Genomic DNA, 25094 nt, shown 5'->3' with positions numbered 1-25094 from the left:
CGATGACCCCGTTCAGCCTTCGCCGGCTGTTCGTGCGGCTGGTGAGGCTCTGGCGCAGCTCGCTACAACTGCGCACCGTCGCCATCACCGTGCTGGCAACCCTGTTCGCCGTCACGGTCATCAGCGGCTACATGGCCGTCACGATCGCCACGAACCTGTACGAGTCGCGCAAAGACCAGGTGCTCGCCGAGGCGCGGCAGGCGACGGCGAGCGCGCAGCTGCTGTTCGACTCGTCGGTCACGCAGACCGGCGCGATCGACGTGGAGACCGCCGCAGAGGCGGCGAGCCGCACGATCGGACTGTCGACGAGTTCACCCACCCAGTTCGCGCTATTGCGCACGCCCGGCCAGTCGACGCCGCAGATCATGCAGCAGCGGCAGAGCCCCGGCTTCGACCTCGACGTGATCACCGCCGACCTGCAGGCGGCGGTCGGCGAGGGGGGCGACTCGGTCTATTCGCAGCCGATCGGCATCAACGGCGGAACGACGATCGAGCCGGGCATCATCGTCGGCTCGACCATCGAGGTGCCGACCGCTGGCCAGTACGAGCTGTACCTCGTGTTCGGCGTGAGTGACGTGCAGCGCACCCTCGACTTCGTGCAGCAGACGCTGCTCATCGGCTCGTTGCTTCTCGTCCTCACGATCGGGCTCGTCACCTTCGTGGTCGTGCGCTTCGCAATCCGCCCGGTGCGGCTTGCGGCGCAGACGGCCGAGAAGCTCGCCGACGGCCAGCTGGAGGAGCGCATTCCGGAGCGCGGCCAAGACGTGGTCGCCGCCCTCGCCCGCTCGTTTAATCGCATGGCCGACAGCCTGCAGCGTCAGATCACGCAGCTGGCCGACCTGTCGCGTGTGCAGCAGCGCTTCGTGAGCGACGTCAGTCACGAGCTGCGCACTCCGCTCACGACGATCCGCCTCGCGGGCGACGTGATCTACGACCGGCGTGAAACGTTCGATCCGACGACGGCCCGCACGGCGGAACTGCTGCACACGCAGGTGCAGCGCTTCGAGACGATGCTCGCCGACCTGCTTGAGATGAGCCGTTTCGACGCGGGCGCCGTCGACCTCGAGACGGAACCCACGAACCTCGTGCGCCTCGTCGAAGAGTCGATCGACAGCATCCGCCCCCTCGCCGAGCAAAAGGGCACCGAATTGCGTCTCGTAGCCCCCGGCGGCTACTTCGAGGCCGACGTCGATGCGCGCCGCATCCGCCGCATCCTGCAGAACCTGCTCGGCAACGCTGTCGATCACGGGGAGGGCCGCCCGGTCGTCACCTACGTCGACTCCGACGCGCGGGCGGTCGCGATCGCTGTGCGCGACTACGGCATCGGCATGGACGCGGCCCAGCTCGAGCGCGTCTTCGACCGGTTCTGGCGCGCCGATCCCTCTCGCCAGCGCACGACGGGCGGTACCGGCCTCGGCCTCGCGATCGCGACGGAAGACGCGCACCTGCACGGCGGCGTCCTCGACGTGTGGAGCGAACCCATGGAGGGCAGCTGCTTCCGCCTCACGCTGCCGCGGCGCCCCGGCGGCATCGTTCGGCACTCGCCGTTGGACCTCCCGCCCAGCGACCCGGTGGATGCTGTACTCACGGAGGGGGGACACGATGCGTAACCGACGGCGCGGCCTGATCGCGCTGCTGCTCGCCCCCGTGCTCATCGTCGCGGGCTGCGTCAGCGTGCCCATGGCGGGACCGGTCGAGCAGGGCGACGCCGTGACAGACCCGGTCGACACCGACTTCGAGTTCCTGCCAGCGGGGCCGACGCCGGGCGCGACGCAGGAGGAGATCCTGCAGGGCTTCCTCGCCGCGACGACCGCGTCGCAGGAGAACTACCGCATCGCCAGGTCGTACCTGAGCGACGCGATCTCGTCGGCGTGGAATCCGTACCAGTCGACGCTCGTGCGGGCGCAGGAGGGTTTCGTCGAGCGTCTCGACGACACGACGCTCGAGTACTCCGTTCAGGTGATCGCGGAGGTCGACGCGGTCGGCCGCTACCGCATCGCGCCCGAGGCGACCGAGCAGACCCTGCCCGAGTTCCGCTTTACGCGGGAGGGCGGCGAGTGGCGCATCGCTGAGTTGGGTGACGGCATCCTGATTTCGCAGCAGGCGTTCCAGAGCGCGTTCAGCCAGCACGTCCTGTACTTCTACGACCCGACGTTCACGAATCTCGTGCCCGACCTTCGCTGGTTCCCGACCCGGTCCGGCGTGCCGACGCGCATCGTTCGTGCGCTGCTCGACGGTCCGTCCTCCTGGCTCGACCAGGGGGCGACCGTGTCGGCCATTCCGGAGGGGGTGGCGTTGATCGCCGCGCCGGTGGAAATCGTCGACGGCCAGGCGGTCGTCGACCTGAGCTCCGAGATTCTCGAGCTGGGCGACGTCGAACGCCAGCGCCTTCTGGCGCAGTTCCGCGCGAGCTTCGGCTCACTCGGCAACGTCGCCGGCGTGCAGCTCACGGTCGACCAGACGCCCGTCACGATCGCGGCGACGACCGAGGTTCCCGAGGTGAATACTCAGGTCGACGGGCGCCTGTTGCTGATGGGCCCCGATGGCGACCGTTTCGGTTTCTCGAGCGGCGGAGCCACGGTCGAGCCGGTCGGTCGACTCAGCGAGCGCGCCATCGAATTGGGCGCCGTATCCCTCGCCCTCGGACCGACCCGCACGGTTGGCGCCATGCTCACCGAGCAGGGCGCGTGGATCGTGCGCAGCAACGATCTGGAACCGTTGCTGCTCGATAGCCGCGCCGACCTCGTGTCGCCGAGCTTCGACGGGTTCCAGCTCATGTGGACGGCCACGAGCGACGCGAGTGAGGGGCTGAGCGCCATCACCACCGGAGGCGAGGTGATCCCCGTCGACGTCGTGCTGCCGGAGGGCACGCGTCTCGTGTCGATCGATGTCTCGCGTGACGATGCGCGCATCCTCATGCTGCTGCAGGGCGAGAGCGGCCCGCGCCTCGTCGTCGGCGCGATCGCCCGCGACGAGGCGAGCGGGCGCCCGCTGCGCATCGGCGACTTGCTCGACATCCCGATCGAGGGAGCCGCGGGTGCGATGGCCGTCGACGCGGCCTGGGTCGACGAGGTGCGCGTGGCGTCGGTGATCGAGACCTCGCAGGGCACCGCCGTCGACCTGCACGAACTCGGTGGACGCTCCCGCTCGCTCGGCCGACCGCCCGGCGCCGTGCAGATCGTCGGCGGCAACGGCGGCGTCACGGGCCTCAGGGTTCTCACCGACACGGGAGTCGTCGTCGAGCCGCGCGGTAACGGCTGGCAGTCGACGGGCGTCCGCGCCTCCTTCCTCGGCGTGCAGCAGTAGCGACTGTCCACGGATGCGCGTGCGGGCACTCCGCGCAGCTCACCTCTCGGGCACCCTCCCGGGCATGGCCGACGCGCTTACGCCCCTGTCTTCGTCCCGTTCGCACTCGTCTCCGCTGCGGCCGCCGCGGCCCGTCATCGCCGCTGCGTTGCGCTCGGCCTGGGCGCTGGTCGCTCCGGTCGAGTGTGTGGGCTGCGACGAGCCCGACGTGGTGGTGTGCGAGGCGTGCGCGGCCGAGCTCGAACCCCGCGTGCGCACGGCACCGCTCACGGTGGGCCGTGACGACGTTCCCCTCGTCGCGGCGCTCGACTACGAGGGGGTGCCGAGGCGGGCTCTTCTCGCGCTGAAGGAAGAGGGGCGCACCGAGCTCGCGGGCCCGCTCGCCGCCGCGGTCGACGCGGCCGTGGTCGAGGCCTACCGACAGGCGGCCCGCTACACCGTGAACCGGCGAGAGTCGCCCCTGCTCGTGGCGGTGCCGGGCAGTCGCGCGGGGCTCGCGCGGCGCGGCTTCCACCCCACCGATGCGCTCCTGCGCCGGGCAGGGTTTCACGCCACCCGGGCGCTCGTCCCCGCCCGCGCGAACGCTCCCGCACAGAAGTCGCGGCGCCTCGATGAGCGCCTCGCCCGCGACGGCGCCGTCGCCGTGCGGGCAGGCGAGCGCCTGCTCGGCCGTCGGGTCGTGCTGATCGACGATGTCGTGACGTCGGGCGCGACGCTGCGTTCGGCGGCCGCCGTGGTGCGCGCGGCCGGGGCCGAGGTCGTGGCGTGCGCGGCCGTCATGGCGACGCCGCGTCGAGACGGCGAGTCGAGCATCCCCTGGGCATCTCATTAGACCTCTCCTCGCGTGTCCACAATCGGGGCGAAAGTCCTCTTGCGCATCCGGTGCCACGGACTAGCGTTAGGTCATGGACGGCGCGACACTCGCCTGACCCTCAGGCGACGCGCCGACGGTCAAGGAGGTCGACGTGGACATCACAATCACCGGACGCAACATTGGCATCACCGACCGGTTCCGCGACTACGCCACCGAGAAGGGCGAGAAGGTCGAGCACCTCGCGGACCGCCCCCAGGTTCTCGAAATCAAGGTGTCGCGGCACCACGAGAAGAACGGCAAGCCGGGCGACGACCGTGTGGAGATGACCCTGATTGGACCGGGACCTGTGGTGCGCGCCGAATCGGCGGCGAGCGACAAGTACGCGGCCTTCGACCTCGCGATCGACAAACTCATGGAGCGATTGCGTCGCGCCAAAGACAAGAAGAAGGTGCACCGCGGCAAGCATCGGCCCGTCTCCCTGCGCGAGGCCGCGGCCGACGGGTTCAGCGTCGTCGACATCACGCCCGCGCGCCCCGAGGTGATCGAGAGCGTGTCGACCGGGTCGATTCCCGTGCAGCAGGCCGACGAGTCCGACGAGCCCGCCTACACGCCCGTCGTCGTACGGCAGAAGGTTTTCCCGGCGTCGCTCATGACGGTCGACGAGGCCGTCGACCAGCTCGAGCTGGTCGGGCACGACTTCTTCCTGTTCATCGACGCCACAACCGACCGGGCGAGCGTTGTGTACCGCCGCACTGGCTGGAACTACGGCGTTATCAGCCTCGAACACGAGGCCGATGAGGCGCCCGCCAAGCGGGGGCGTGGATGATCGTGGTACGGATGCGTTCGGCTCGCGTCTGACCGCGCTTGCTAGCATGGGGCCCGCCGCACCGCGCGGCGGGCCTCGATGTGTCCCCGCTAAACCGCGCAGTGGTCTTGCGGCCCCAATGACTGGAGTAAATCGACGTGGCGAATGTTCTCGAACGAGTCTTGCGTGTCGGCGAAGGGCGAACCCTCAAGCGCCTGAAGGCCTACGCAGAGGCGATCAATCGGCTCGAAGAAGACTTCAGCGACCTCACGGACGACGAACTGAAGAACGAGACCGCCGAGCTGCGCGAGCGGTACGGCAACGGCGAGTCGCTCGACGACCTGCTGCCCGAAGCGTTCGCCGCGGTTCGTGAGGCGGCGAAGCGCACCCTCGGCATGCGCCACTTCGACGTGCAGCTGATGGGTGGGGCTGCGCTGCACCTCGGCAACATCGCCGAGATGAAGACGGGCGAGGGCAAGACCCTCGTCGCCACCCTGCCCGCGTACCTCAACGCGATCGCCTCGCGTGGCGTGCACATCATCACCGTCAACGACTACCTCGCGAGCTACCAGAGCGAGCTAATGGGCCGCATCTTCCGCGCCCTCGGAATGACGACCGGGTGCATCCTCTCGGGGCAGACGCCCGACGTGCGCCGCGAGCAGTACGCCGCCGACATCACGTACGGCACCAACAACGAGTTCGGCTTCGACTACCTGCGCGACAACATGGCGTGGCAGTCGAGCGACATGGTGCAGCGCGGCCACTTCTTCGCGATCGTCGACGAGGTCGACTCGATCCTCATCGACGAGGCTCGCACGCCGCTCATCATCTCTGGCCCGTCGTCGGGCGAGGCAAACCGCTGGTTCGCAGAGTTCGCCCGCATGGCGACGAAGCTGAAGGCCGGGATCGACTTCGAGGTCGACGAGAAGAAGCGCACGGTGGGTGTGCTCGAGCCCGGCATCGAAAAGGTCGAAGACTACCTCGGCATCGACAACCTCTACGAGTCGGCGAACACTCCGCTGATCTCCTTCCTCAACAACGCCATCAAGGCGCAGGCCCTGTTCAAGCGCGATAAGGACTACGTCGTCATGAACGGCGAGGTGCTCATTGTCGACGAGCACACCGGCCGGATCCTGGTCGGCCGCCGCTACAACGAGGGCATCCACCAGGCCATCGAGGCCAAAGAGGGCGTCCAGGTCAAGGCCGAAAACCAGACGCTCGCGACCGTGACCCTGCAGAACTACTTCCGTCTCTACTCGAAGCTGTCGGGCATGACCGGTACAGCCGAGACCGAGGCCGCTGAGTTCATGAGCACCTACAAGCTGGGTGTTGTTCCGATTCCGACGAACAAGCCCATGCAGCGCATCGATCAGCCCGACCTGGTCTATAAGAACGAGCAGGGCAAGTTCGAGCAGGTCGTCGACGACATCGTGCAGCGTCACGCGACCGGTCAGCCGGTGCTCGTCGGCACGACCAGTGTCGAGAAGAGCGAGACGATCAGCCGGATGCTCGCGAAGAAGGGCGTCAAGCACGAGGTTCTCAACGCGAAGAACCACGCTCGCGAGGCGTCGATCATCGCCCAGGCCGGACGGCTGGGCGCCGTCACCGTGGCCACCAACATGGCCGGCCGCGGAACCGACATCATGCTGGGCGGCAACGCCGAGTTTCTCGCCGTCACCGAGATGAACAACCGCGGACTCTCACCCGTCGACACGCCCGACGAGTACGAGGCCGAGTGGGATGCCGTGTTCGAGCGCGTTCAGGCGGAGGTCAGGCAGGAAGCCGAGAAGGTGATCGCTGCCGGTGGTTTGTACGTGCTCGGCACCGAGCGGCACGAGTCCCGCCGCATCGACAACCAGCTGCGCGGTCGCTCCGGCCGTCAGGGTGACCCGGGTGAGAGCCGCTTCTACCTTTCGCTGCAGGACGACCTGATGCGCCTGTTCAACGCCGGCGCCGCTGAGTCGCTCATGACCCGCACGAATGTGCCCGACGACATGGCGATCGAGTCGAAGGTCGTGAGTCGCGCCATCCGCTCGGCCCAGTCGCAGGTCGAGAGCCGCAACGCCGAGATTCGCAAGAACGTGCTCAAGTACGACGACGTCCTGAACCGTCAGCGCGAGGCGATCTACACCGACCGTCGGCACATCCTCGAGGGCGATGACCTCCAGGACCGCGTGCAGACGTTCATCGAGCAGGCCATCACCGACGTGGTCGATGAGGCGACGGCCATCGGGCACTCCGACGATTGGGATCTCGACCAGCTCTGGACCGAGCTGAAGACGTTGTACCCGATCTCGCTGACGATCGACGAAGTGCTGAGTGAGGCCGGAGCGAAGCTGACCCCGGAGTTCCTGAAGCGCGAGCTCATCTCCGATGCGAAGTTGGCGTACCAGCGTCGCGAAGAAAGCCTCGGCCGAACCGCCACCCGCGAGCTCGAGCGCCGCGTGGTCTTGAGCGTCATCGACCGCCGCTGGCGCGACCACCTCTACGAGATGGACTATCTGAAGGACGGCATCGGCCTGCGCGCCATGGCCCAGCGCGATCCGCTGATCGAGTACCAGCGCGAAGGCTTCGCCCTCTTCCAGACGATGATGGGGCAGATTCGCGAGGACGCCGTCGGCTTCCTGTTCAACCTCGAGGTCGAGGTCACCGGCTCGAAGGGAAGCGCGCAGGTCACCGCGAAGGGTCTCAACGCCCCGCAGACGCCGCAAAACCTGAGCTACACGGCGCCGAGCGCCGACGGCGACGTCGAGGTGCGCAATCAGCGCGGCCAGTTGCAGCAGTCGGCCACCGACCGCGCACGGGAGGCGGCTCCGGCCGTCAGCCCCGCGTTCGGGCGTCCGGCGGCGGCGCAGGGCGCTCGTCCCGCGGCGCGCACCGGCGCGGCGGGCGGCGGCCAACAGGGCGGACAGACGGGCGCCTTCGGTCAGCGCTCCGGAGGGGGCGGCGCCGCTGCTCCCGCGGCGAACCGCGCCCAGCGTCGCGCCCAGGGCAAGAAGAAGAAGTAGTCCGCGCGTCGAGCGCGTGAGCGAACGCCCCCGGGGGAGAGGCCATCCCGGGGGCGTTCGCATTCCCACGGTGCGATGCAGCGCATCCACGGGTTGCGGCGCTCGGCGCACCCCAGCGCCGGTGCCGCTCCGCCCGCATCCGGCGGGGACCGGGTCAGCGGGGGCGGGTGTGTTGAGTTACAGAACGTGGATGGCGCTCGCTCGCCAGCGCCGGTCGAGGCCCTCGAGGCGAATCGCCACGGCGCGCGAGCGGGCACGCGAGTTCACGACGACGACGGCCTCGATGACGCCGTCGCGTGGCTCGCAGAGACGAACGCCGCCGAGCACGAATGCGGGGCGGATGGCAGGGGTGCCACGGGCTGCCCGGGCACGCGCGCTGATCGTCTGACGCTTGAGGAGCGTTCGGTAGACGTCGTCGGTGACCCAGCGGGCGATCTGCTCGAGTTCCCGAGCCCCGGCAAGCACCTCGATCACGCACCGCGTGAGGTTCTCGACCAGGGGCTGCGGGTCGGGGAGGTCGACAGTCGAGGTCGGCTGGTAGTCGAAGAACTCTTCCTGCGCGATGCGAGCGCTGAGCGAACGCCCGCGCGGCATGGGCTGACGACCCTCGTCTTGGTCGAGCAAGGCGTGTGCGGATGCAGTGCTCACTCGTGTCTCCTCTCCCTAGAGGGGTGGCATGGCCGTCGTGCGGCACCCGCCGTGATCCCCACTGACCACAGACCCTAATGTTTACCCCCTTACGGGGGTAGAACACACCTAAGCAGATGCATTCCTCATCTGTCCATTCCGACGCGGTTCTGTGGAAAACCATGTCGCCGCTGTCGGTGGCCGTCACTACGGTGCCCGCATGCGTTGGGACCACCTCTTCGATGACCTTGCCGGCCAGCTCGAGCACGAGCTGACGGCGGAAGAGGCTGACCTGCAGAAGGAGGAAGAACGCCTCCGCCTCGGCCGTCTCGGCGTGCGCGAGCGCATCGTGGCGCTCAAGCGCACCCGAGATCACGCGCTCATGGAGGTCGCCGTCACCTTGCGTACCGGAGCGCGCATCCGCCTCGAGCCGATGACGGTCGGGCGCGACTGGATGGCGGGCGATATCGATGGACGTGACGACGCTCAGGCCGTCGTGCCGTTCGACGCGATCGAGTCGATCACCCTGCGCGACGAACAGATCACTCCATCGCTGACGCCGGAGGAGCCGAAGCCTGACCTGTCGAGCAGACTCGGGTTGCCGTTTCTGCTGCGTGACCTCTGCCGTCGTCGGGTCGCTGTGCGGATCGACACCGTGAGCTCATCGCTGACCGGCACGATCGACCGCGTCGGTCGCGATCACCTCGACCTTGCCGAACATGATCTCGACACGCCGCGTCGGCGCGAAGTCGTGCGGGGAGTGCGCCTCGTGCGACTCGATCAGGTGGTGGTGCTGCGCTTGTGACCGCGGGTATCACCGAAGAGTTCGGCGACGTCGGCGTACTCCGCCTCGTTCCAGAGCGCGATGCGCCGCGTCTCCTCGTACTTGTCGGCGATGAACGACTCGAGGACGGAGTGCTCGACGCGCCACTGTCCGATCGCGCCCAGACGAATCGCCGGCAGCTCGCCGGAACGCACGAGTGCCATCACCTCGGCGGCCGTGAGGCTGAGCACTTCGGCAACGTCGGTGAGGCTCAAGAAGCGCCCCACTGCGCCGGGCGGGTGATCGGACATGCCCCGATTATGGCGGGGCGGGCTGAGGGCGCGCCGGATTGTGGATAACTCTGATCCAGAATCCAAGCATCCGCCCACTATCGACGCGGCACCCCGCCCCCGTCGAATAGGAGCCCGCATGCCCCTCCGCGCCGCCGACCGACCCCGCCGCGTTACCGATCCGCGCCTCATCATCGGCCTCGCTCTGGTCGCCGCGTCCGTCGCCGCGGTGGTCGGCATCGTTGCGGTCAACGACGACGGGGTCGAGGTGTACGCGGCGCCGCGCGCGCTGGTCGCCGGCGAGTTGGTGACCGCCGCCGACCTCGAACTGCGCACCCTCGGCCTCGGCGCCGACGCGCGTCACTACCTCGACCCGGCCACCCTCGACGAGGGCGGCGTCATCGTGGCGCGCACGGTCGGCGCGGGGGAACTCGTGCCCCTCGGCGCCGTCGGGGATGCTCGCGGCGCGCAGTCGACGACGGTGGTCGTCGCGCTCGCCACGCCTCTCGGTGCCACGGTGCGCGCCGGCGACACGCTCGACCTGTGGTCGGCACCGGCGATCGAGGGCGGACGTTTCGGCGCCCCGTCGGTGATCGCGTCGTCCGCGCAACTGGTGCGCACGATCGCGGCCGAGGGCGTTGTCGCGACGGGGGAGGCGGGGCGTGTGGAACTGCTCGTTCCGCGCCGAGATGTCGCGCGCATCCTTCATGCGCAAGCGAACCGTGACGCGCTTTCGGCCGTTCCCGCCTCGCTCGCGGTGGCGCCGTGAGCCTGAGCGTCGGTCTTGCCATCGGGGCTCGCCCGCTCGAACCCCTGGAGCTGGCTCTGCTGCGGGCCGGTCACCGGATCGAGTGGCGGGCACACAGCGCCGATGAGGCGATCAGTCTGCTCGCGGAACGGGCGCCCGATGCGGTGCTCATTCTCGACGACCCCGCCTTCACCCGGGCCGACATCGTCGGAACCGCTGACCTTTTGCGCGTGCGCAGCGTGCTCGTGCACCGCGGCGCGGTGAGCGCGCAGGGTGCGCGGCTCGACGTAGCCGACCGTATTGCGCTCGAGAACGATGCGCCGCCCGACGTGTCGCTACTCGATGCGGCGCCCGCCCCCGCCCTGTCGCCCGAGGCCGTCGCCTTCGGCACCCCTGCCGTGGCCGAGCCGGCGTCGCCGCCCACGCCGGCACCAGGGCCCGAGCCCACGCTCGCGCCAGCGCCCGAGCCTGATCCGGCTGCGCGGCCTGAACCGCGATCGCAGCCGGATCCCGGGCCGGTGGCGCCCACGCGCATTCCGTACCATCCGGTCGAGACGGAAGGCGAGCATCCCGAGCCGATTCCGTCGCGGGTGATCACCGTGTGGGGGCCGACGGGCGCGCCCGGGCGCACGGTGACCGCGACGGCGCTCGCGGCCGAACTGGCACTGCGGGGACGGCGGGTCGCGCTGGTCGACGCCGACACCTACGGGGGCACGATCGCTCCGGCGCTCGGGCTGCTCGACGAGTCGCCCGGGTTCGCCGCGGCCTGTCGCCTCGCCGGGTCGCGAGCCCTGAGCGCCGACGAGCTCACCCGCGTGTCACAGCCGCTCAGCGCCGAGTCGGGGGTTCCCGCCGACCGCTTACGCGTGTTGACCGGCATCGGACGGCCCTCGCGCTGGCCCGAACTGTCAAGTGATCGCGTGACCGCGACCCTGGAAGCGTGTCGCGAGTGGTGCGACGTCGTGGTCGTCGACGCGGGCTTCAACCTGGAGTCCGACGAGGAGCTGTCGAGCGACATCTTCGCCCCGCGCCGCAACGCCGCGACGATCGCCGCGCTCCGTGCCGCCGATCGCGTCGTCGCAGTCGGAGCGGCCGACCCGCTCGGGCTCGCGCGATTCCTGCGCACGTACCCCGACCTCGTCGAGGCGGTCGATGACATCCCCGTGCAGGTCGTCATCACGCGGGTGCGCTCGAGCATTCTCGGGCTCGACCCGGCAGGCCAGGTGCGCCACACGCTCGATCGCTTCGCGGGGATCCGCGACGCCGTGCTCGTGGACGACGACCCGGTCGCGGCGGATGCCGCGCTTCTGCGGGCACTGCCCGTTCCCCTCGCCGCGCCGAAGTCGGCCTTGCGCACGGGGGTCGCCCGCCTGGCGGACGCACTTGGTTACGCCGTTCCCCGGTCGACCGGCCGCCGCTCGCCGTTTGCGTGGCGGCGCACCGGGTAGCCTTGCCGCGTGTCGACGCTTTCCGATCTGGTCCATGAGCACAGTGCGCTGACAGACGGCGACATCGACTGGCTGCACCTCGTCACCGCGGAGGGCCAGCTGATCGCCGACCTCGCCTTCGCCGACATCGTGCTGTGGGTTCCCGACCGGGCCGGCAGCTACGTCGCCGTCGCGCACTCGCGGCCGTCCAGTTCGGCAACGCTGTTCTACCGCGACTTCGTTGGCCAGGCGGTGCGGCCGGAGTGGGCCGACCTCGTGAGCGAGGCGTTCGAGACGGGGTCGATCGTCGACTCGACGGCGCCCGACTGGTATGAGGAGACCCCGACGCGGGTGCTCGCGGTGCCCGTGCAGCGTCGCTCCGGACCGGGAGAGCCGACCGCGCCGGCGCGACCGATCGCGGTGATCACCCGACACACCAACCTGTCGGAGGCACGCATGCCCTCTCGGCAGGAGGTCACCTTCAACGAGTGCGCCGCTGACATCTTCCACATGGTGGCCACGGGAGATTTTCCTGACCCGAGCGCGCCGAGCGGTCCGCGTCGGGGCGCGCCCCGAGCATCCGACGGTCTGATACGGCTTGATGTCGACGGGGTCGTCACCTTCGCGAGCCCCAACGGGCTCTCGGCCTTCAACCGCATGGGCTTCCAGGGCGAGTTGGAGGGCGAGTCGCTCGCCGCCGTCACCACGCGGCTTCTGGCCGGCAAGCTGCAGGTCGACGAGTCGCTGCCGCTCGTGGTCACCGGGCGTGCTCCCTGGCGCACCGACATCGACGCCCGCGGCGTCACCGTGAGCCTGCGGGCGATCCCGCTGCGGCAGGCAGGGCAGCGCATTGGCGCGATCGTCCTGTGCCGCGATGTCACCGAGGTTCGCCTGCAAGAGCGCGAGCTCATCACGAAGGACGCGACGATCCGCGAGATTCACCACCGGGTGAAGAACAACCTGCAGACGGTGGCCTCGCTGTTGCGCATTCAGGCGCGTCGCGCGCACTCCGAGACCACGCGGGAGGCGCTCACGCAGGCGATGCGGCGCGTCTCGGCGATCGCCGTCGTGCACGACACCCTCTCGGAGGGGCTCACCCAGAACGTCGACTTCGACGACGTCTTCGCCCGCGTGCTGAAGCTCATCGCCGAGGTCGCGTCGAGCCACAACACCGTCGTGCGGCCGCGCTCGGTCGGCAGCTTCGGAGTGCTGCCGAGCGCCTACGCCACGCCGCTCGCTCTCGCGTTGACCGAGCTGGTCACGAACGCCGTCGAGCACGGGCTTGCCGGCCGCACCGACGGCGAGGTGGCGATCGAGGCGACGCGGACGGAGGAGTCGCTGAGCGTCAAGGTGCGCGACAACGGCGGCGGCCTCGCCGAAGGGAAGGTCGGCTCGGGGCTCGGAACGCAGATCGTCCGCACCCTCATCCAGGGTGAGCTCGGCGGCACGATCGACTGGCACACCCTCGCGGGTGAAGGCACCGAGGTGACGATCCAGGTGCCGCTGCTCTACCTGCGCCCGCGTGGCGACTAGCGGCTTACCCGCAGCATGCGAAACGGCCCGTGCCGAAACACGGGCCGACGACCTGCGCGGATGCGCGGTGCGAGTCGCTTAGGGCGCGCGGCGGGCGCGCGCGGCGCGGCGCTTCAGGGCGCGGCGCTCGTCTTCGCTGAGGCCACCCCAGACGCCCGAGTCTTGGTTCGTCTCGAGGGCGTACTGCAGGCAGATCTCGGTCACGGGGCAACGACCGCAGACGGCTTTGGCCTTCTCGATCTGGTCGACCGCGGGGCCGGTGTTACCGACGGGAAAAAACAGTTCGGGGTCAGCGGTCAAGCACGCGGCCTTGTCACGCCAGTCCATGGCACAGCTCCTTAGCATTGGGCGGTAGCGCGCCACAAGGGTTGGGGGACGCGCTACACCCCGAAACGAATCGGGGGTAGGTCAGAAAACGAACAGAGTGTTCGTCGCCCACGGCGCTGTAGGCGTCACAACAACGGCCTATAGAGTCTCATGTCGAGAACGTCAAATCAATACTTTTGGAGCAATTTCTTACCGTGTCAGACACCCGCCGTACACCTCTGGTAATCGTACTGATCGCCTTGGTGGTGCTCGAGACGGTGTTCATCGTCGGCTTCACGACGTTTCTCGCCCTGCAGTTCGCCGCCGAATCAGCGGACTTTCCCGCAACCGCTGTGGCGTTTCTGATCTGTGCAGCACTCGTCGGTCTGTGGCTCGTGCTGACCGTGATCGGCCTTCTCCGCGCCCGCGCATGGACCCGCGGGAGCGTCTTGACCTACCACTTCTTGCAGCTGGCGATCGGAGTGGGAAGCGTTCAAGGCTTCGTGCCGCGACCCGACATCGCGTCCTGGATCATCATCCCGTCGGTGCTTGGCATCGTCCTCATCCTGACACCGACGCTGACCGAGTACCTCTCGGAGCGCGACTAGTACCGCAGCGGGGCCTACGCGTCGATGCCGAGCTTCTTGCGCAGGCTCGCGACGTGGCCGGTCGCCTTCACGTTGTAGAGCGCGTGGGTGAGCACGCCCTCCTCGTCGACGACGAAGGTCGAGCGCAGTACGCCGGTGACCGTCTTGCCGTACATCGACTTCTCGCCGTACGCGCCGTACGCGTTGTGCACGGAGAGGTCGGGGTCGCTGAGCAGGGGGAACGTCAAGCCTTCGTCGTCGGCGAACTTCTGCAGCTTGTCGGCCGAGTCCTTCGACACGCCGAGCACGCGGTAGCCGGCGGCCTCGAGCGAGTTCAGGCTGTCGCGGAAGTCGCAGGCCTGCGTCGTGCATCCCGGGGTCGAGGCAGCCGGGTAGAAGTAGATGACGACCTTCTGGCCGGCGTAGTCCGACAGCGACACCTCGGCGCCGTCCTTGTCGGTGAGGGTGAAGGCGGGGGCGGGGTTTCCGGCTTCCAGACGGTCGGCCATGGCGGGCTCCTCGAGTGTCGGGGCGTGCGATGTGGTGGTCGGTGCGGACGCCGTCGTCCGCGCATCCGCTCGACAGTGTATGGATGCTCGCCCACCGGCGGCTGGGTGCCCGCCGAGTGGCCGAGCGGGTCGCGCAGGTGCTATCGTTTCCTCTCGGCCCTCACGCTGGGCTGCGCACCTCTAGCTCAATTGGCAGAGCAGCTGACTCTTAATCAGCGGGTTCCGGGTTCGAGTCCCGGGGGGTGTACGAACGGCCCCGTCACTCTCGCCAGTGCGGGGCCTTTCGCATTGTCGGCACGGGGCCGTCGGCCCCATACTGACGCTGTGGCGATCGAGACCTGGTGGCTGTACCTCGCGGCGTGCGCCGGGCTGTCGCTGACGCCCGGGCCGAACGGGCTGCTCGCGCTCACCCACGGCGCGCTTCACGGCGTGCGGCGCACGGCCTTCACCATCCTTGGTGGCGCCCTGGGATTCACCGCCGTGATCGCGCTGTCACTGTTCGGCATCGGAGCCCTGCTCGCCGCGAGCACTGACCTGCTGTTCTGGCTCAAGCTCGCCGGCGGCGCGTACCTCGTCTACCTCGGCATCGTGGTTTGGCGATCGCCGCCGATTCAGGTGAACCAGCCGTCGGGGGCGCGCCCCGCGCATCCTTTCGGCCTGTTCGCCCAGGGTTTGCTCGCGGCGACGACCAACCCGAAGGGCATCCTGTTCTTCGTCGCGTTCCTGCCCCAGTTTCTCGACCCGACCGCCAGCCTGCTCACCCAGTTCGTCGCCATGGCGGCCACGTTCGTGATCGTCGAGATCGTCTTCGAGTTCGTCGTGGCCCGCGTATCGCAGTCGGTGCAACCCTGGCTCGCGCGCGTCGGGCGCACCTTCAACCGGGTGACAGGCGGTCTGTTTGTCGGCATCGGGGTGCTGCTGCCCCTGCAGAGGTAACCACACCCCTTCCGCGAGCCGTAGCATCAGCGAGTGATCGACCCCGCGTCCGCGCTCGCGTTTCTCGCCCTCTCGCTCGTCATCATCGTCGTGCCAGGACCCGGCGTGCTGTTCGTCGTCGGACGCGCGCTCGTGCTGGGTACGCGGGGCGCGCTCATCAGCGTTCTGGGTAACGCTGCGGGCGTCGCCGTGCAAATCGTGGTCGTCGCGGCCGGCCTCGGCGTGGTCATCGCCCGCTCCGAGGTGCTGTTCACGGCCATGAAGATCGGCGGGGCGCTCGTGCTCGTGTGGCTCGGCATCCAGTCGATCCGGCACCGCAACGCGATCAGCGCCGACGAGGCGTCGGCCGTGTCGGGACGCACGCGCACCCTCGTGCGCGACAGCGTCATCGTGGGGCTCACGAACGCGAAGACCATCGTGTTCTTCGTCGCCGCCCTGCCCCAGGCGGCCAACCCGTCGATCGGTTCGCCCACCGTGCAGATGCTCATGTTGGGTGCTGCGTTCTTGGTGATCGGCATCGCGTGCGACTCGCTGTGGGCGATCGCGGCCGGCTCGGCGCGCGACTGGTTCGCCACGAACGCGGCGCGCATCGCGGTAGTCCGCGCCGGGGGAGGCGCGGCCCTCGTCGCACTCGGCCTCGGGATGGGCCTCTCAGCAGGCCTTTGAGCCTCGAGACCTAGCGCTCGATCGCGTCCTGCTCTTTGTTGTCTTCGATCACGGTGCCGACGGCGATCGCGACGCTGATGCCCCAGCTGACCCACATCAGGGCGAGCCGCCAGTCGCGGGGCCCCTGCTTCGTGGCCTTCAGTACGCCGACGGCGCCGAACACCGAACTCAGCACGGCCCCGTTGGTCAGGTACTTGCGCATCGGATCCCCTTCGCGTGATCGGAGCCTTCACGCTATCGCGACGCTCCGACGGGATGCACGTTCCGCTCAGCGCGCGCCCAGATTCGCGGGCGTGGCTGGGAATCGGCCCCGGGCATCCCCGGATTTTGACCGATCGGTCAGAACCTGACCAATCGGTCACATACGCTGGTGGCTCGTGAGCCTCCACGACCAGTTGCGCGAGATCGCGCTGACCGAATTCGCGTCCGCCGGTTACGCGGCGACGAGCCTGCAGCGCATCGCCGACCTCGCTGGCACCTCGAAGGCGAGCGTGCTCTACCACTACGCCTCCAAAGAGCAACTGCTCGCCGACGCGATGGCCCCCGCCCTTGACGAGCTGACCGCCATCGTGAGCGGCATCGGCGACGTCGCCGCCGACCGCGCGCAGCGCATCGCCTTCCTCGAGCGCTTCGTCGACGCCCTGCTCGCGCACCGCGAAGTCGTGCACCTCATCGTCAACCAGTCGGCAACCCAGCAGGACGTGCCGGCCTTCGCGCGAGCCCAGGCGCTGATGCGCGAGCTCTCCGAGGCGTTCGAGCTGGCCGCCGGCAGCACCCTCGAGAAGCTGCGGTACGGCATTGCGCTCGCCGGCGCCGCCTACACGCTCGCTGCCAGCGACCTGCTCGGGCTCGACAGCCCTCCCGTCGACGAGATTCGCCCCGCCCTCAATACCGTCCTGCGCGAACTGCTCGCCCCCGAATCCGAGGACTAAGCCGTGTCGACCCTGCTCTACCGTCTTGCCCGCGCCGCGTACCGGCGCGCCCGCACTGTCCTCGCCATCTGGCTGCTCGCCGCCATCGGCCTGCTCGGCCTCGGTTTCGGGCTCGGGGGCTCGACCGATGACACCTTCACCATCCCCGGCACCGAGTCGCAGGACGCCCTCGACGAGCTCGGCGAACTCTTCCCGCAGGTGTCGGGCGCCACGATCCAGGCGGTGGTCGTCGCGCCCGAGGGTCAGCGCGTCGACGAAGCGAGTGTGCGGGCCGAGATCGCCGACATCGCCGCCGACCTCGCCGCCATCGACGGCGTCGATCAGGTGCTCGGCCCGTTCGACGAGTTCGCCGACAACCAGGTGAGCGACGACGGCTCGGTCGCGATCATCCAGACCACCCTGGTCGGCCAGCAGGCCGAAATCACCGATGAGACGCTGGAGGCGGTCGTCGCGACGGGCGACGGGCGGGATGCCCGGGTCGAGTTCGCGGGGCAGATCTTCGCCGACCAGGTGCCCGGCATCTCGATCATCGAGGCGATCGGCGTCGGCATCGCCGGCATCGTCCTGCTCGTCACCTTCGGCTCGCTGCGCGCCGCCAGCATGCCCATCGTGAGCGCTCTGCTCGGGGTCGGCGTCTCGATGGGCGGCATCTTCTTCATCGCCTCACTCGTGCCCGTGTCGAGCGCGGCCCCTCTGCTGGCTCTCATGATCGGGCTGGCAGTCGGCATCGACTACGCCCTGTTCATCCTGTCGCGGCACCGAACGCAGCTGGCGACGGGCATGTCGCCGTACGAGTCGGCCGGCGTTGCGGCGGGCACCGCGGGCAGCGCCGTCGTCTTCGCCGGCGGCACGGTCATCATCGCCCTCACGGGGCTGCTCGTCGTCGGTGTCCCGTTCCTCTCGATCATGGGCATCGGCGGCGCCGCTGCCGTGGCCGTGGCGGTCGTCGCCGCGCTGACCCTGCTCCCCGCCCTCATGGGGCTTGCGGGCGACCGCCTGATCCCGCGCGAGGGGTCGCGGGCGTGGCGCCGCGCGCATCCCGTTGCGGGGGGAAAGCCGACCATGGGTCGCCGCTGGGTGCGCGGGGTTATGCGCCGGCCGCTGCTGACGACCTTCGGCGTCGTCGCCGTGTTGGGCGCCGTGTCGCTGCCGGCGTTCAGCCTCGACCTCAACCTGCCCGATGGCGGCAAGGAGCCGACGGGCACGACCCAGCGCGAGGCGTACGACATCATCGCGGACGCGTTCGGCCCGGGCACCGCGGGGCCGCTGCTCGTCACCGTCGACATCACCCAGACCACTGAGATTCTCGACGACCTCGACGCGATCCGTTCCGAATTGGCAGGAGTGCCGGGCGTCGCGAACGTCAGCCAGGGCATCCCGTCGCCGGGAACCGAGCGCGCCATCTTCCGGGTCGCGCCCGAGACCGCGCCCGATGCGGCCGAGACGAAGCAGGTCGTCGCCGACATTCGCGCCCTCGGCGTCGAACTGGATGCTCGCTACGGCACCCCGATCGCCGTCACCGGCGTCACCGCGATCGGTATCGACATCTCCGACCGGCTCACCAACGCGCTCGTGCCATTCGCCCTTATCGTGGTCGGGCTGTCGATCGTGCTGCTGATGGCCGTGTTCCGCTCGGTGCTCGTGCCCGTCAAGGCGGCGCTCGGCTTCCTGCTGTCGGTCGGCACGGCGCTCGGCGTCACGGTCGTCGTCTTCCAGTGGGGATACGGAGCCGAGCTGCTGCACGTCGAGCCCGGCCCGATTCTGAGCTTCATGCCGATCATCCTCATGGCCGTCTTGTTCGGCCTCGCGATGGACTACGAAGTGTTCCTCGTCTCGGGTATGCGCGAGCAGCACGTGCACGGCGCGGGTCCCCGCGAGGCCATCGAGGAGGGCTTCACGAACGGCGCCCGCGTCGTGACGGCCGCCGCCCTCATCATGTTCCTCGTCTTCGCGGCCTTCGTGCCCGAGGGGCTCAACCTCATCAAGCCCGTCGCGCTCGGCCTTGCCGTCGGTATCGCCGTCGACGCCTTCGTCGTGCGCATGACGCTCGGGCCCGCCCTCATGACGCTGTTCGGAAAGGCTGGCTGGTGGTTCCCGCGGCCGCTCGATCGCGCCCTGCCGAACCTCGACATCGAGGGGGAGGCGCTCGGAGCGCACCGCGAAGCCGAAGTTTGGGCGGCCGAACACGCATCGTCGATTCTCGTCGTCGACGGGCTCGCGGCCGAGGGCGTCGATGGTGTACTCGATGCCGACGTGCCCGCCGGGGCGCGCCTGGCGCTCACGATGGACGCGGCATCCCGGCGCCCGCTGCTTGCCGCGCTCGCCGGCTACGTGCCCGTCGCCGGTGGCCGTGCGCGCGTCGCCGACGGGCTCCTGCCGTCACAGCCCTCCCGCGTCGCGCGTCGCGTGACCCTCGTTGACCTCGACCCCGTGCGGCTGCCCGCCGGAGTCACGCTGGCGACCCTCGCCGGCGAGCGACTGGCGGCAGCCCGCTCGCGGCGCACCGTCGACAGCTGGCTGTCGTCGCTCGGGTCTCGACTGCGTGCGGCCGACGAGCCCGAGCTTGCGCGCGTCATCCAGCGCGTCGACCCCGGTGCTCCACTCGCCGCGCTCGACCCCCACACGCGCGCGCTCGTCGCAGCCGCCCTCGGCGCCATCGACGAGGCGCCGATCGTGCTCGTCGATGCCGGTCACCTGCCGCCCTCGACCGTCACGGCCGCCGACCTGCTGCTGGGGGTCGCGGCGCCGACAGCGGCGCGCATCCTCGTCGGCGACCACATCGCTGCGCTTCCCGCGGACGGCCGCGCGGCCGGCCGCCTGCGCCCCACACCGACCACTCGCATTCTCGACTCGGAGGCGACCTCCTCATGACCCGCCGACCCTCCCGCGTCGTCGCGGCCCTCACCGCCGCGGCCCTCGTTCCCGCCGCGATCGTCGGGGTGGCGCTCGCCGCTCTCGGAAGCGGCAGCGACGACCCGCTCGCGCGCATCCCCGCCGCCGTGGTGAACGACGACGAGTTCGTCACAACGGTCGGGCCCGACGGCGAGGAGCAACTGATTCTCGCCGGGCGCCTGCTCGTCACCGAGCTCACGGGCCCCGACGCACCGGGCTTCGACTGGCAACCCACGAGCGCCGAGGAAGCCGAACGTGCGCTCGCCGCCGGCGACGTGTACGCGGTGGTCACGATTCCGTCTGACTTCTCGGCCTCAATCGCGACGCTCGGTGAACCGGATGCCCGCATTGCCACCATTCGCATCCAGACCGATGACGCCCACAGTTACCTCGCCGGCAGTGTCACGCAGGCGCTCGGCGAGGGGCTCGTCGCGCAGTTCGGTGCGGAGATCACCGAGCAGGTGCTCGCTGGGGTCGTCGGCGGGCTTGGCGATCTCGGAACGGCCCTCGCCGAGGCGGGAGACGGTGCGAGTCAGCTCGCCGACGGAACGCGCGAGCTGGCTGACGGCGTCGCGGCGCTGGGGGAGGGTGCGGCCGGAATCGGCTCCGGTGCTCGAGAACTCGGTGTCGGGTTGGGCGCTCTCGCCGACGGCACGCGCGAGGCGGCGGGCGGTGCCGCGCAATCGAGCGACGGCGCTCGTCAGCTGGCCGACGGTCTCGCGAACTACGTCGGCGGCGTCGAAGGAGTCTCCGACGGCGTGACGGCCTATGTCGGCGGGGTTGACCAGCTTGCCGCGGGTCTTGAGACCTTCGCTGCCGAGGTGGAGCCACTGCCCACGCTCGGCGCCGCCGTCGTCGGAATCGACGAGCAGTGGGGCCTGCTGGCCGACAACCTGAGCGTGATCGCGAGCGCGCTGGCGACCCCCGGGCTTCCGGAGGAGCAGCAGCAGGGTCTGATCCTCGCCCTCGGGGAACTCGCCGCCGGAGCTACTCAGCTGTCCACGGCGTCCGGTCAGGTCGCGTCGCAGGCCGAGTCCGCACTCGTCGCCCTGCCGGGCGGGGTTGCCGAGTCGGCCGCTGGTGCGCGAGTGCTCGCCGATAACGGGGCGCCGCTCGCCGACGGCGCATCCCAGCTTGCCGCAGGCGGCGCCCCGCTTGTCGGGGGCTTGGACGGGCTCACCGACGGTCTGGGCGAGCTGGCCGGCGGCCTCGACCAGCTGGCAGGCGGTGTCGGCCAGACCGCGTCGGGCGCCACGGCGCTCGCCGACGGCGCGACGCTCATCGCCGACGGTGCCGCGGAGGCGGCCGACGGGGCGAGCCAGCTCGCCGACGGTGCCGACGAACTAGGGTCGGGGCTCACGGAGGGTGCCGCGGAGGTTCCGAGCGCCGACGACCTTGACCCGGCAGTGCTTCTCAGCCCGGTGGCGCTAGAGAACCAGCGGGTAAACGCGGTCGACGGGATCGGGGGCGTCATCGTCGCGGTGCTCGCTCCGATCGCCCTTTGGCTCGGCGCGCTCGCCGCCGCCGTCGCGGCGCCGCGGGGCGGCGCTGCGCTCGTCGGCTCGGCCCTCGGTGCTCGTGCCCAGCTACGACGACGGGTCACCGCCATGGCCGGGGTCGCGGTGGCGCAGGGGATGCTCGTCGCGCTTCTCGCTCCGCTGCTCGCCGGAGCAGCATGGTCGACGCTGCCCGCGCTGCTCGGCCTCGCGCTCGTCGCGTCGCTTGCCTTCGCCGCCCTGCACCTAGCCGCGTCCCTCGCGCTCGGCAGGACGGCGACCGTGATCGGCTCGCTCGTGCTGCTCGGCGTACAGGCGGTGGTCGTGGGAGTCGTCATTCCCGTCGATGCCCTCGTCGCGCCGTTCCCCGCGCTCGCTGCGGTGCTGCCAATCCCGATCGTCGCCGATGGGATGCTCGCGGCACTCGCCGGGGGAGACGCCGGCCGTGTGATCGCCGCCCTCGTCGTGAGCGTGCTGCTCACCGTCGCAGCGATGCTGTTGAGCATGCTCGCAGCGCGGCGTCGGCGCTCGCAGGCCGTGCGCACCGCCTACGCGGCCGGGTGAGCCGACGCCGTCAGGAGGCGTCCACGCGCAGATGAGTGCGAGCGAACTGCAGGGTCTCCGCGAGCACCGTCGCGCGCATCTGCTCATCGCGGCCGCAGTGCCGCGTGGTGATCTCGGCGACGACGAGGCCGTCGAAATGGTGATCGGCCAGCGCCCGCAGGACGTCGTCGACGGGTTGCACTCCGTGGCCCGGGGGCAGGTGCTCGTCCACCAGCGGACCTTTCGGACTATCCCTGCTCGAGTCGCACAGGTGCACGTGCCGAAGCCGATCGCCCCAGGCCGCGGCGAGCTCGCTCGCGGGCCTGCCGCTCATACCTGCGTGGGAGAAGTCGAGCGTCAGTGCGTCGATATCGAGCTCACCGGGATTCCAACTCGGAGCGAAGACATCGCGCGCTGAACCAGTGCGCACGTGGGTGAGGCTTCGAGCCGATTGCGTCGCCCGGTCACTGGTGACTATGACCTCGACGCCGTCGTAGCCACACTCGGCGGCGAGTTAAAACGCGGGGTTGTACGGCGGGCAACACTGCGCCCCGCACCTGGTCTCTGAGAGAACTCTGAATCTCGGCTGATACGGTCACGTCGGATTCACGAGCAGCCCCCGAACACCGCCACCGATGCGGCAGGAACGAGCCAGCGCATGACCGATCGCCACCATTACGACTTCGTCGTCGTATCGAACCGACTCCCCGTCGACCGGGTCGTCGACCCGGACGGCACGGAGCGCTGGCAGCGGTCTCCCGGTGGCCTCGTGACGGCCCTCGAGCCGGTGATGCGTGCATCCGATGGCGCGTGGGTCGGCTGGGCGGGCAAGCCCGACCTGGAACTCGAGCCGTTCAGCGCCGATGGCACGTATCTCGTACCCGTCGCGCTCAGTGCCGATGAGGTGGCCGACTACTACGAGGGTTTCAGCAACGACACCCTGTGGCCGCTGTACCACGACGTGATCGCGCCCCCGAGTTTCCACCGTGAGTGGTGGGATGCGTACGTGCGCGTCAATCGACGCTTCGCCGAGGCGAGTGCGGCGATCGCCGCCGAGGGCGCGACCGTCTGGGTGCAGGACTACCAATTGCAGCTCGTGCCGAAGATGCTGCGAGCGCTGCGCCCCGACCTGATCATCGGGTTCTTCAACCACATCCCATTCCCGCCCTACGGCATCTACGCGCAGCTGCCCTGGCGCAAGCAGATCGTCGAGGGGTTGCTCGGCGCCGACGTGATCGGCTTTCAGCGCGTCGCCGACGCCGGCAACTTCACGCGTGCCGTTCGCCGACTGTTCGGCGCGACCAGCACGAAGGGCAACGAGGTGCGCGTGCCCGTCGCCGAGGGCGCCGCGCCCCGCACGGCGATCGCGAAGGCCTTCCCCATCTCCATCGACGCGGCCATGTTCGAGGAGATGGCGCGGCGCCCCGACATCCAGGCGCGTGCGGCCGAGATTCGCGACGAACTGGGAAACCCCGACACCATCTACCTCGGCGTCGACCGGCTCGACTACACGAAGGGCATCCGCCACCGCCTGAAGGCGTTCGGCGAGCTCCTGCGCGACGGACGCACCCGCGCCGGAGAGAGCGTGCTCGTGCAGGTCGCGAGCCCCAGCCGCGAGCGCGTCGAGGCGTACATGCAGCTGCGGGATGAGATCGAGCTGACCGTCGGCCGCATCAACGGCGACTACGCGACGATCAGCAACTCGGTGATCGCCTACCTGCACCACGGCTATCCGCGCGAGGAGATGGTCGCGCTGTACCTCGCCGCCGACGTCATGCTCGTGACCGCGTTGCGCGATGGCATGAACCTGGTTGCGAAAGAGTACGTCGCCTGTCGCCACGATAACGATGGGGTGCTGATCCTGAGCGAGTTCGCCGGAGCGGCCGACGAGCTGAAGAACGCGCTCCTCGTCAACCCGCACGACATCGATGGTCTGAAGGAGACGATGCTCGTCGCCGCCTCCATGCCGCAGAAGGAACGCGCGAGCCGCATGCGGGCTTTGCGCAAGCGTGTTCGCGAGAACGATGTGGCTCGCTGGTCGGCGTCGTTCCTCACCGAACTCGACGCCATTCGGGATGCGCGATGAGCGTCGCCCTTGACCCCGCCCTGATTGAGGCGGTCACCCGATTCGCGGCCCTCCCGCGCGTGCTCGTCGCCCTCGACTTTGACGGCACCCTGGCGCCGGAAGTCGACGTGCCCGATGAGGCGCGTGCTCTGCCGGAAGCCCACGAGGCGATCCGCGACCTCGCTGCGGCACCGAACACCGTGGTCGCCCTGGTTTCCGGGCGGTCGCTCGACAGCCTGGCGCGGGCGGGGCGGGTGCCGAGTAGTGTTCCGCTCGTCGGTTCGCACGGGTTGGAGGTGCGACTTGCCGTTGACGATGTGCGGCCAGCGGCGACCCCCGCGGATCGCGCTCGCGTCGACGCGCTTCGGGCGGTGATCGCGCCACTCGTCGAGATGGTAGACGGTGCGTGGATCGAGCGAAAGCCTGCGGGGTTCGCCGTGCATACCCGAACAGTCGATCCTCCGTCTGCTCGGGCGCTCACGGAAACCGTCCGCGAGGCGGCGCGACGAGCCGACCCCGACCTGACGGTGCGCGATGGGAAGAACCTTATCGAGTTCGCGGTGCGCGACGCGACCAAAGGCGACGGGCTCGCCGTGCTCCGTGAAGAATTTCGACCGGACGCGGTTCTGTTCGCCGGCGATGATGTCACCGACGAAGACGCTCTGGCCATGCTGACGCACGATGATCTCGGCATCAAGGTTGGTGCTGCCCCGACGGTTGCGTCACACCGCGTGTCGGATCCGCAGGGAATGTCTGACGTCTTGCGCCTGTTGGCGTCTCTCAGGGCCGAGCCCGCGCAAGGGGGGTCGGCGCACCCGTAGACTGCTGTCTCGAGGTCGGC

The 25094-nt window shown here is 69.5% G+C and carries 23 protein-coding genes and 1 tRNA gene; 18 read left to right on the top strand and 6 right to left on the bottom strand.

The annotated features are described in order from the left end of the window. Positions 1 to 2: 2 nt before the first annotated feature. The 5 genes from mtrB to secA all read left to right on the top strand — a co-directional run bounded on the left by mtrB (position 3) and on the right by secA (position 7933). Positions 3 to 1610, top strand: a complete 1608-nt coding sequence (gene mtrB, locus CPY97_RS10925) for an MtrAB system histidine kinase MtrB (RefSeq protein ID WP_096422686.1) — start codon at positions 3 to 5, stop codon at positions 1608 to 1610. Further along, on the top strand, positions 1603 to 3306 hold the full coding sequence (locus CPY97_RS10920; protein ID WP_150129263.1) for an LpqB family beta-propeller domain-containing protein: 1704 nt from the start codon (positions 1603 to 1605) through the stop codon (positions 3304 to 3306). Before mtrB ends, CPY97_RS10920 begins: the two co-directional genes overlap by 8 nt. Positions 3307 to 3370: 64 nt before the next feature. Then, positions 3371 to 4138, top strand: coding sequence for a ComF family protein (locus CPY97_RS10915; RefSeq protein WP_161494123.1), 768 nt, complete (start codon positions 3371 to 3373; stop codon positions 4136 to 4138). A 133-nt stretch (positions 4139 to 4271) separates the two neighbouring features. After that, positions 4272 to 4946, top strand: a complete 675-nt coding sequence (hpf, locus tag CPY97_RS10910; protein WP_096422680.1) for a ribosome hibernation-promoting factor, HPF/YfiA family — start codon at positions 4272 to 4274, stop codon at positions 4944 to 4946. Between the two features lie 137 nt (positions 4947 to 5083). Next, positions 5084 to 7933, top strand: a complete 2850-nt coding sequence (secA, locus tag CPY97_RS10905) for a preprotein translocase subunit SecA (protein WP_096422678.1) — start codon at positions 5084 to 5086, stop codon at positions 7931 to 7933. 177 nt (positions 7934 to 8110) lie between these two features. Here the strand turns inward: secA and CPY97_RS10900 are convergent, their stop codons facing one another. Continuing rightward, positions 8111 to 8581 carry an Rv3235 family protein gene (locus CPY97_RS10900; RefSeq protein ID WP_231923930.1) on the bottom strand — a complete coding sequence of 157 codons (471 nt, stop codon included), beginning with the start codon at positions 8579 to 8581 and terminating at the stop codon, positions 8111 to 8113. Between the two features lie 199 nt (positions 8582 to 8780). On the opposite strand from CPY97_RS10900, the gene CPY97_RS10895 reads away from it, so the two are divergent. Beyond that, the gene (locus tag CPY97_RS10895; protein WP_150129262.1) at positions 8781 to 9365 is read left to right on the top strand and encodes a hypothetical protein; all 585 of its coding nucleotides are present in this window, start codon (positions 8781 to 8783) and stop codon (positions 9363 to 9365) included. On the opposite strand, the gene CPY97_RS10890 is transcribed toward CPY97_RS10895, so the two are convergent. Further along, entirely contained in the window at positions 9341 to 9634 is a 294-nt protein-coding gene (locus tag CPY97_RS10890) for a helix-turn-helix domain-containing protein (protein ID WP_096422674.1), read from the bottom strand. The genes CPY97_RS10895 and CPY97_RS10890 overlap by 25 nt on opposite strands. A 118-nt stretch (positions 9635 to 9752) precedes the next feature. Here CPY97_RS10890 and CPY97_RS10885 point away from each other — a divergent pair, with 118 nt between their 5' ends. From CPY97_RS10885 to CPY97_RS10875, 3 genes are read left to right on the top strand one after another with little or no spacing between them, the layout of a single operon-like run. After that, on the top strand, positions 9753 to 10382 hold the full coding sequence (locus tag CPY97_RS10885) for a hypothetical protein (RefSeq protein WP_096422672.1): 630 nt from the start codon (positions 9753 to 9755) through the stop codon (positions 10380 to 10382). After that, a complete protein-coding gene (locus CPY97_RS10880) occupies positions 10379 to 11809 on the top strand; it encodes a hypothetical protein (RefSeq protein WP_096422670.1) in 1431 nt (476 codons plus the stop codon). The genes CPY97_RS10885 and CPY97_RS10880 overlap by 4 nt, the downstream gene beginning before the upstream one ends. Positions 11810 to 11818: 9 nt before the next feature. After that, entirely contained in the window at positions 11819 to 13321 is a 1503-nt protein-coding gene (locus CPY97_RS10875; RefSeq protein ID WP_096422668.1) for a sensor histidine kinase, read from the top strand. Positions 13322 to 13399: 78 nt separating this feature from the next. Here the strand turns inward: CPY97_RS10875 and CPY97_RS10870 are convergent, their stop codons facing one another. After that, entirely contained in the window at positions 13400 to 13648 is a 249-nt protein-coding gene (locus CPY97_RS10870) for a WhiB family transcriptional regulator (RefSeq protein ID WP_096422666.1), read from the bottom strand. A gap of 194 nt (positions 13649 to 13842) precedes the next feature. Between CPY97_RS10870 and CPY97_RS10865 the strand changes: the two genes are divergently transcribed. Next, positions 13843 to 14235, top strand: coding sequence for a hypothetical protein (locus CPY97_RS10865; protein WP_150129261.1), 393 nt, complete (start codon positions 13843 to 13845; stop codon positions 14233 to 14235). Positions 14236 to 14249: 14 nt separating this feature from the next. Here CPY97_RS10865 and bcp read toward each other — a convergent pair whose 3' ends face one another. Further along, the gene (gene bcp / locus CPY97_RS10860) at positions 14250 to 14723 is read right to left on the bottom strand and encodes a thioredoxin-dependent thiol peroxidase (RefSeq protein WP_096422662.1); all 474 of its coding nucleotides are present in this window, start codon (positions 14721 to 14723) and stop codon (positions 14250 to 14252) included. 174 nt (positions 14724 to 14897) lie between these two features. Here bcp and CPY97_RS10855 point away from each other — a divergent pair. The 3 genes from CPY97_RS10855 to CPY97_RS10845 all read left to right on the top strand — a co-directional run bounded on the left by CPY97_RS10855 (position 14898) and on the right by CPY97_RS10845 (position 16325). Then, positions 14898 to 14970 (top strand) — tRNA-Lys (locus CPY97_RS10855). 77 nt (positions 14971 to 15047) lie between these two features. Continuing rightward, entirely contained in the window at positions 15048 to 15659 is a 612-nt protein-coding gene (locus CPY97_RS10850; protein WP_161494122.1) for a LysE family translocator, read from the top strand. Positions 15660 to 15692: 33 nt separating this feature from the next. Then, the gene (locus CPY97_RS10845; protein ID WP_096422658.1) at positions 15693 to 16325 is read left to right on the top strand and encodes a LysE family translocator; all 633 of its coding nucleotides are present in this window, start codon (positions 15693 to 15695) and stop codon (positions 16323 to 16325) included. A gap of 10 nt (positions 16326 to 16335) precedes the next feature. On the opposite strand, the gene CPY97_RS10840 is transcribed toward CPY97_RS10845, so the two are convergent. Next, on the bottom strand, positions 16336 to 16527 hold the full coding sequence (locus tag CPY97_RS10840) for a hypothetical protein (protein WP_096422656.1): 192 nt from the start codon (positions 16525 to 16527) through the stop codon (positions 16336 to 16338). A 175-nt stretch (positions 16528 to 16702) separates the two neighbouring features. Here CPY97_RS10840 and CPY97_RS10835 point away from each other — a divergent pair, with 175 nt between their 5' ends. Genes CPY97_RS10835 through CPY97_RS10825 form a run of 3 tightly spaced genes read left to right on the top strand, consistent with a single transcriptional unit; the run spans position 16703 to position 22209 of the window. Continuing rightward, complete coding sequence (locus CPY97_RS10835; protein ID WP_197702226.1) at positions 16703 to 17257, top strand: TetR/AcrR family transcriptional regulator; 555 nt, start codon at positions 16703 to 16705, stop codon at positions 17255 to 17257. Between the two features lie 3 nt (positions 17258 to 17260). Then, on the top strand, positions 17261 to 20128 hold the full coding sequence (locus CPY97_RS10830; protein ID WP_096422652.1) for an MMPL family transporter: 2868 nt from the start codon (positions 17261 to 17263) through the stop codon (positions 20126 to 20128). Next, on the top strand, positions 20125 to 22209 hold the full coding sequence (locus tag CPY97_RS10825; RefSeq protein WP_096422650.1) for a hypothetical protein: 2085 nt from the start codon (positions 20125 to 20127) through the stop codon (positions 22207 to 22209). Before CPY97_RS10830 ends, CPY97_RS10825 begins: the two co-directional genes overlap by 4 nt. Positions 22210 to 22219: 10 nt before the next feature. Here the strand turns inward: CPY97_RS10825 and CPY97_RS10820 are convergent, their stop codons facing one another. Next, complete coding sequence (locus tag CPY97_RS10820; protein WP_096422648.1) at positions 22220 to 22618, bottom strand: sugar phosphate isomerase/epimerase family protein; 399 nt, start codon at positions 22616 to 22618, stop codon at positions 22220 to 22222. Between the two features lie 228 nt (positions 22619 to 22846). Here CPY97_RS10820 and CPY97_RS10815 point away from each other — a divergent pair, with 228 nt between their 5' ends. Both CPY97_RS10815 and otsB read left to right on the top strand, forming a co-directional pair. Continuing rightward, a complete protein-coding gene (locus CPY97_RS10815) occupies positions 22847 to 24274 on the top strand; it encodes an alpha,alpha-trehalose-phosphate synthase (UDP-forming) (RefSeq protein WP_096422646.1) in 1428 nt (475 codons plus the stop codon). Further along, positions 24271 to 25074, top strand: coding sequence for a trehalose-phosphatase (gene otsB, locus CPY97_RS10810; protein ID WP_096422644.1), 804 nt, complete (start codon positions 24271 to 24273; stop codon positions 25072 to 25074). Before CPY97_RS10815 ends, otsB begins: the two co-directional genes overlap by 4 nt. Positions 25075 to 25094: the final 20 nt, after the last annotated feature.

Source organism: Microcella alkaliphila, from assembly GCF_002355395.1.
Lineage (GTDB): Bacteria > Actinomycetota > Actinomycetes > Actinomycetales > Microbacteriaceae > Microcella > Microcella alkaliphila_A.
Note: the sequence above shows the minus strand (reverse complement) of the source record. Positions and strands in the feature narration are given on the sequence as shown.

Coding starts and splice junctions, on each gene's coding strand:
- mtrB (WP_096422686.1), top strand. CDS start 3: ATGACCCCGTTCAGCCTTCGCCGGCTGTTCGTGCGGCTGGTGAGGCTC.
- CPY97_RS10920 (WP_150129263.1), top strand. CDS start 1,603: ATGCGTAACCGACGGCGCGGCCTGATCGCGCTGCTGCTCGCCCCCGTG.
- CPY97_RS10915 (WP_161494123.1), top strand. CDS start 3,371: ATGGCCGACGCGCTTACGCCCCTGTCTTCGTCCCGTTCGCACTCGTCT.
- CPY97_RS10895 (WP_150129262.1), top strand. CDS start 8,781: ATGCGTTGGGACCACCTCTTCGATGACCTTGCCGGCCAGCTCGAGCAC.
- CPY97_RS10890 (WP_096422674.1), bottom strand. CDS start 9,634: ATGTCCGATCACCCGCCCGGCGCAGTGGGGCGCTTCTTGAGCCTCACC.
- CPY97_RS10885 (WP_096422672.1), top strand. CDS start 9,753: ATGCCCCTCCGCGCCGCCGACCGACCCCGCCGCGTTACCGATCCGCGC.
- CPY97_RS10870 (WP_096422666.1), bottom strand. CDS start 13,648: ATGGACTGGCGTGACAAGGCCGCGTGCTTGACCGCTGACCCCGAACTG.
- bcp (WP_096422662.1), bottom strand. CDS start 14,723: ATGGCCGACCGTCTGGAAGCCGGAAACCCCGCCCCCGCCTTCACCCTC.
- CPY97_RS10840 (WP_096422656.1), bottom strand. CDS start 16,527: ATGCGCAAGTACCTGACCAACGGGGCCGTGCTGAGTTCGGTGTTCGGC.
- CPY97_RS10825 (WP_096422650.1), top strand. CDS start 20,125: ATGACCCGCCGACCCTCCCGCGTCGTCGCGGCCCTCACCGCCGCGGCC.
- CPY97_RS10815 (WP_096422646.1), top strand. CDS start 22,847: ATGACCGATCGCCACCATTACGACTTCGTCGTCGTATCGAACCGACTC.
- otsB (WP_096422644.1), top strand. CDS start 24,271: ATGAGCGTCGCCCTTGACCCCGCCCTGATTGAGGCGGTCACCCGATTC.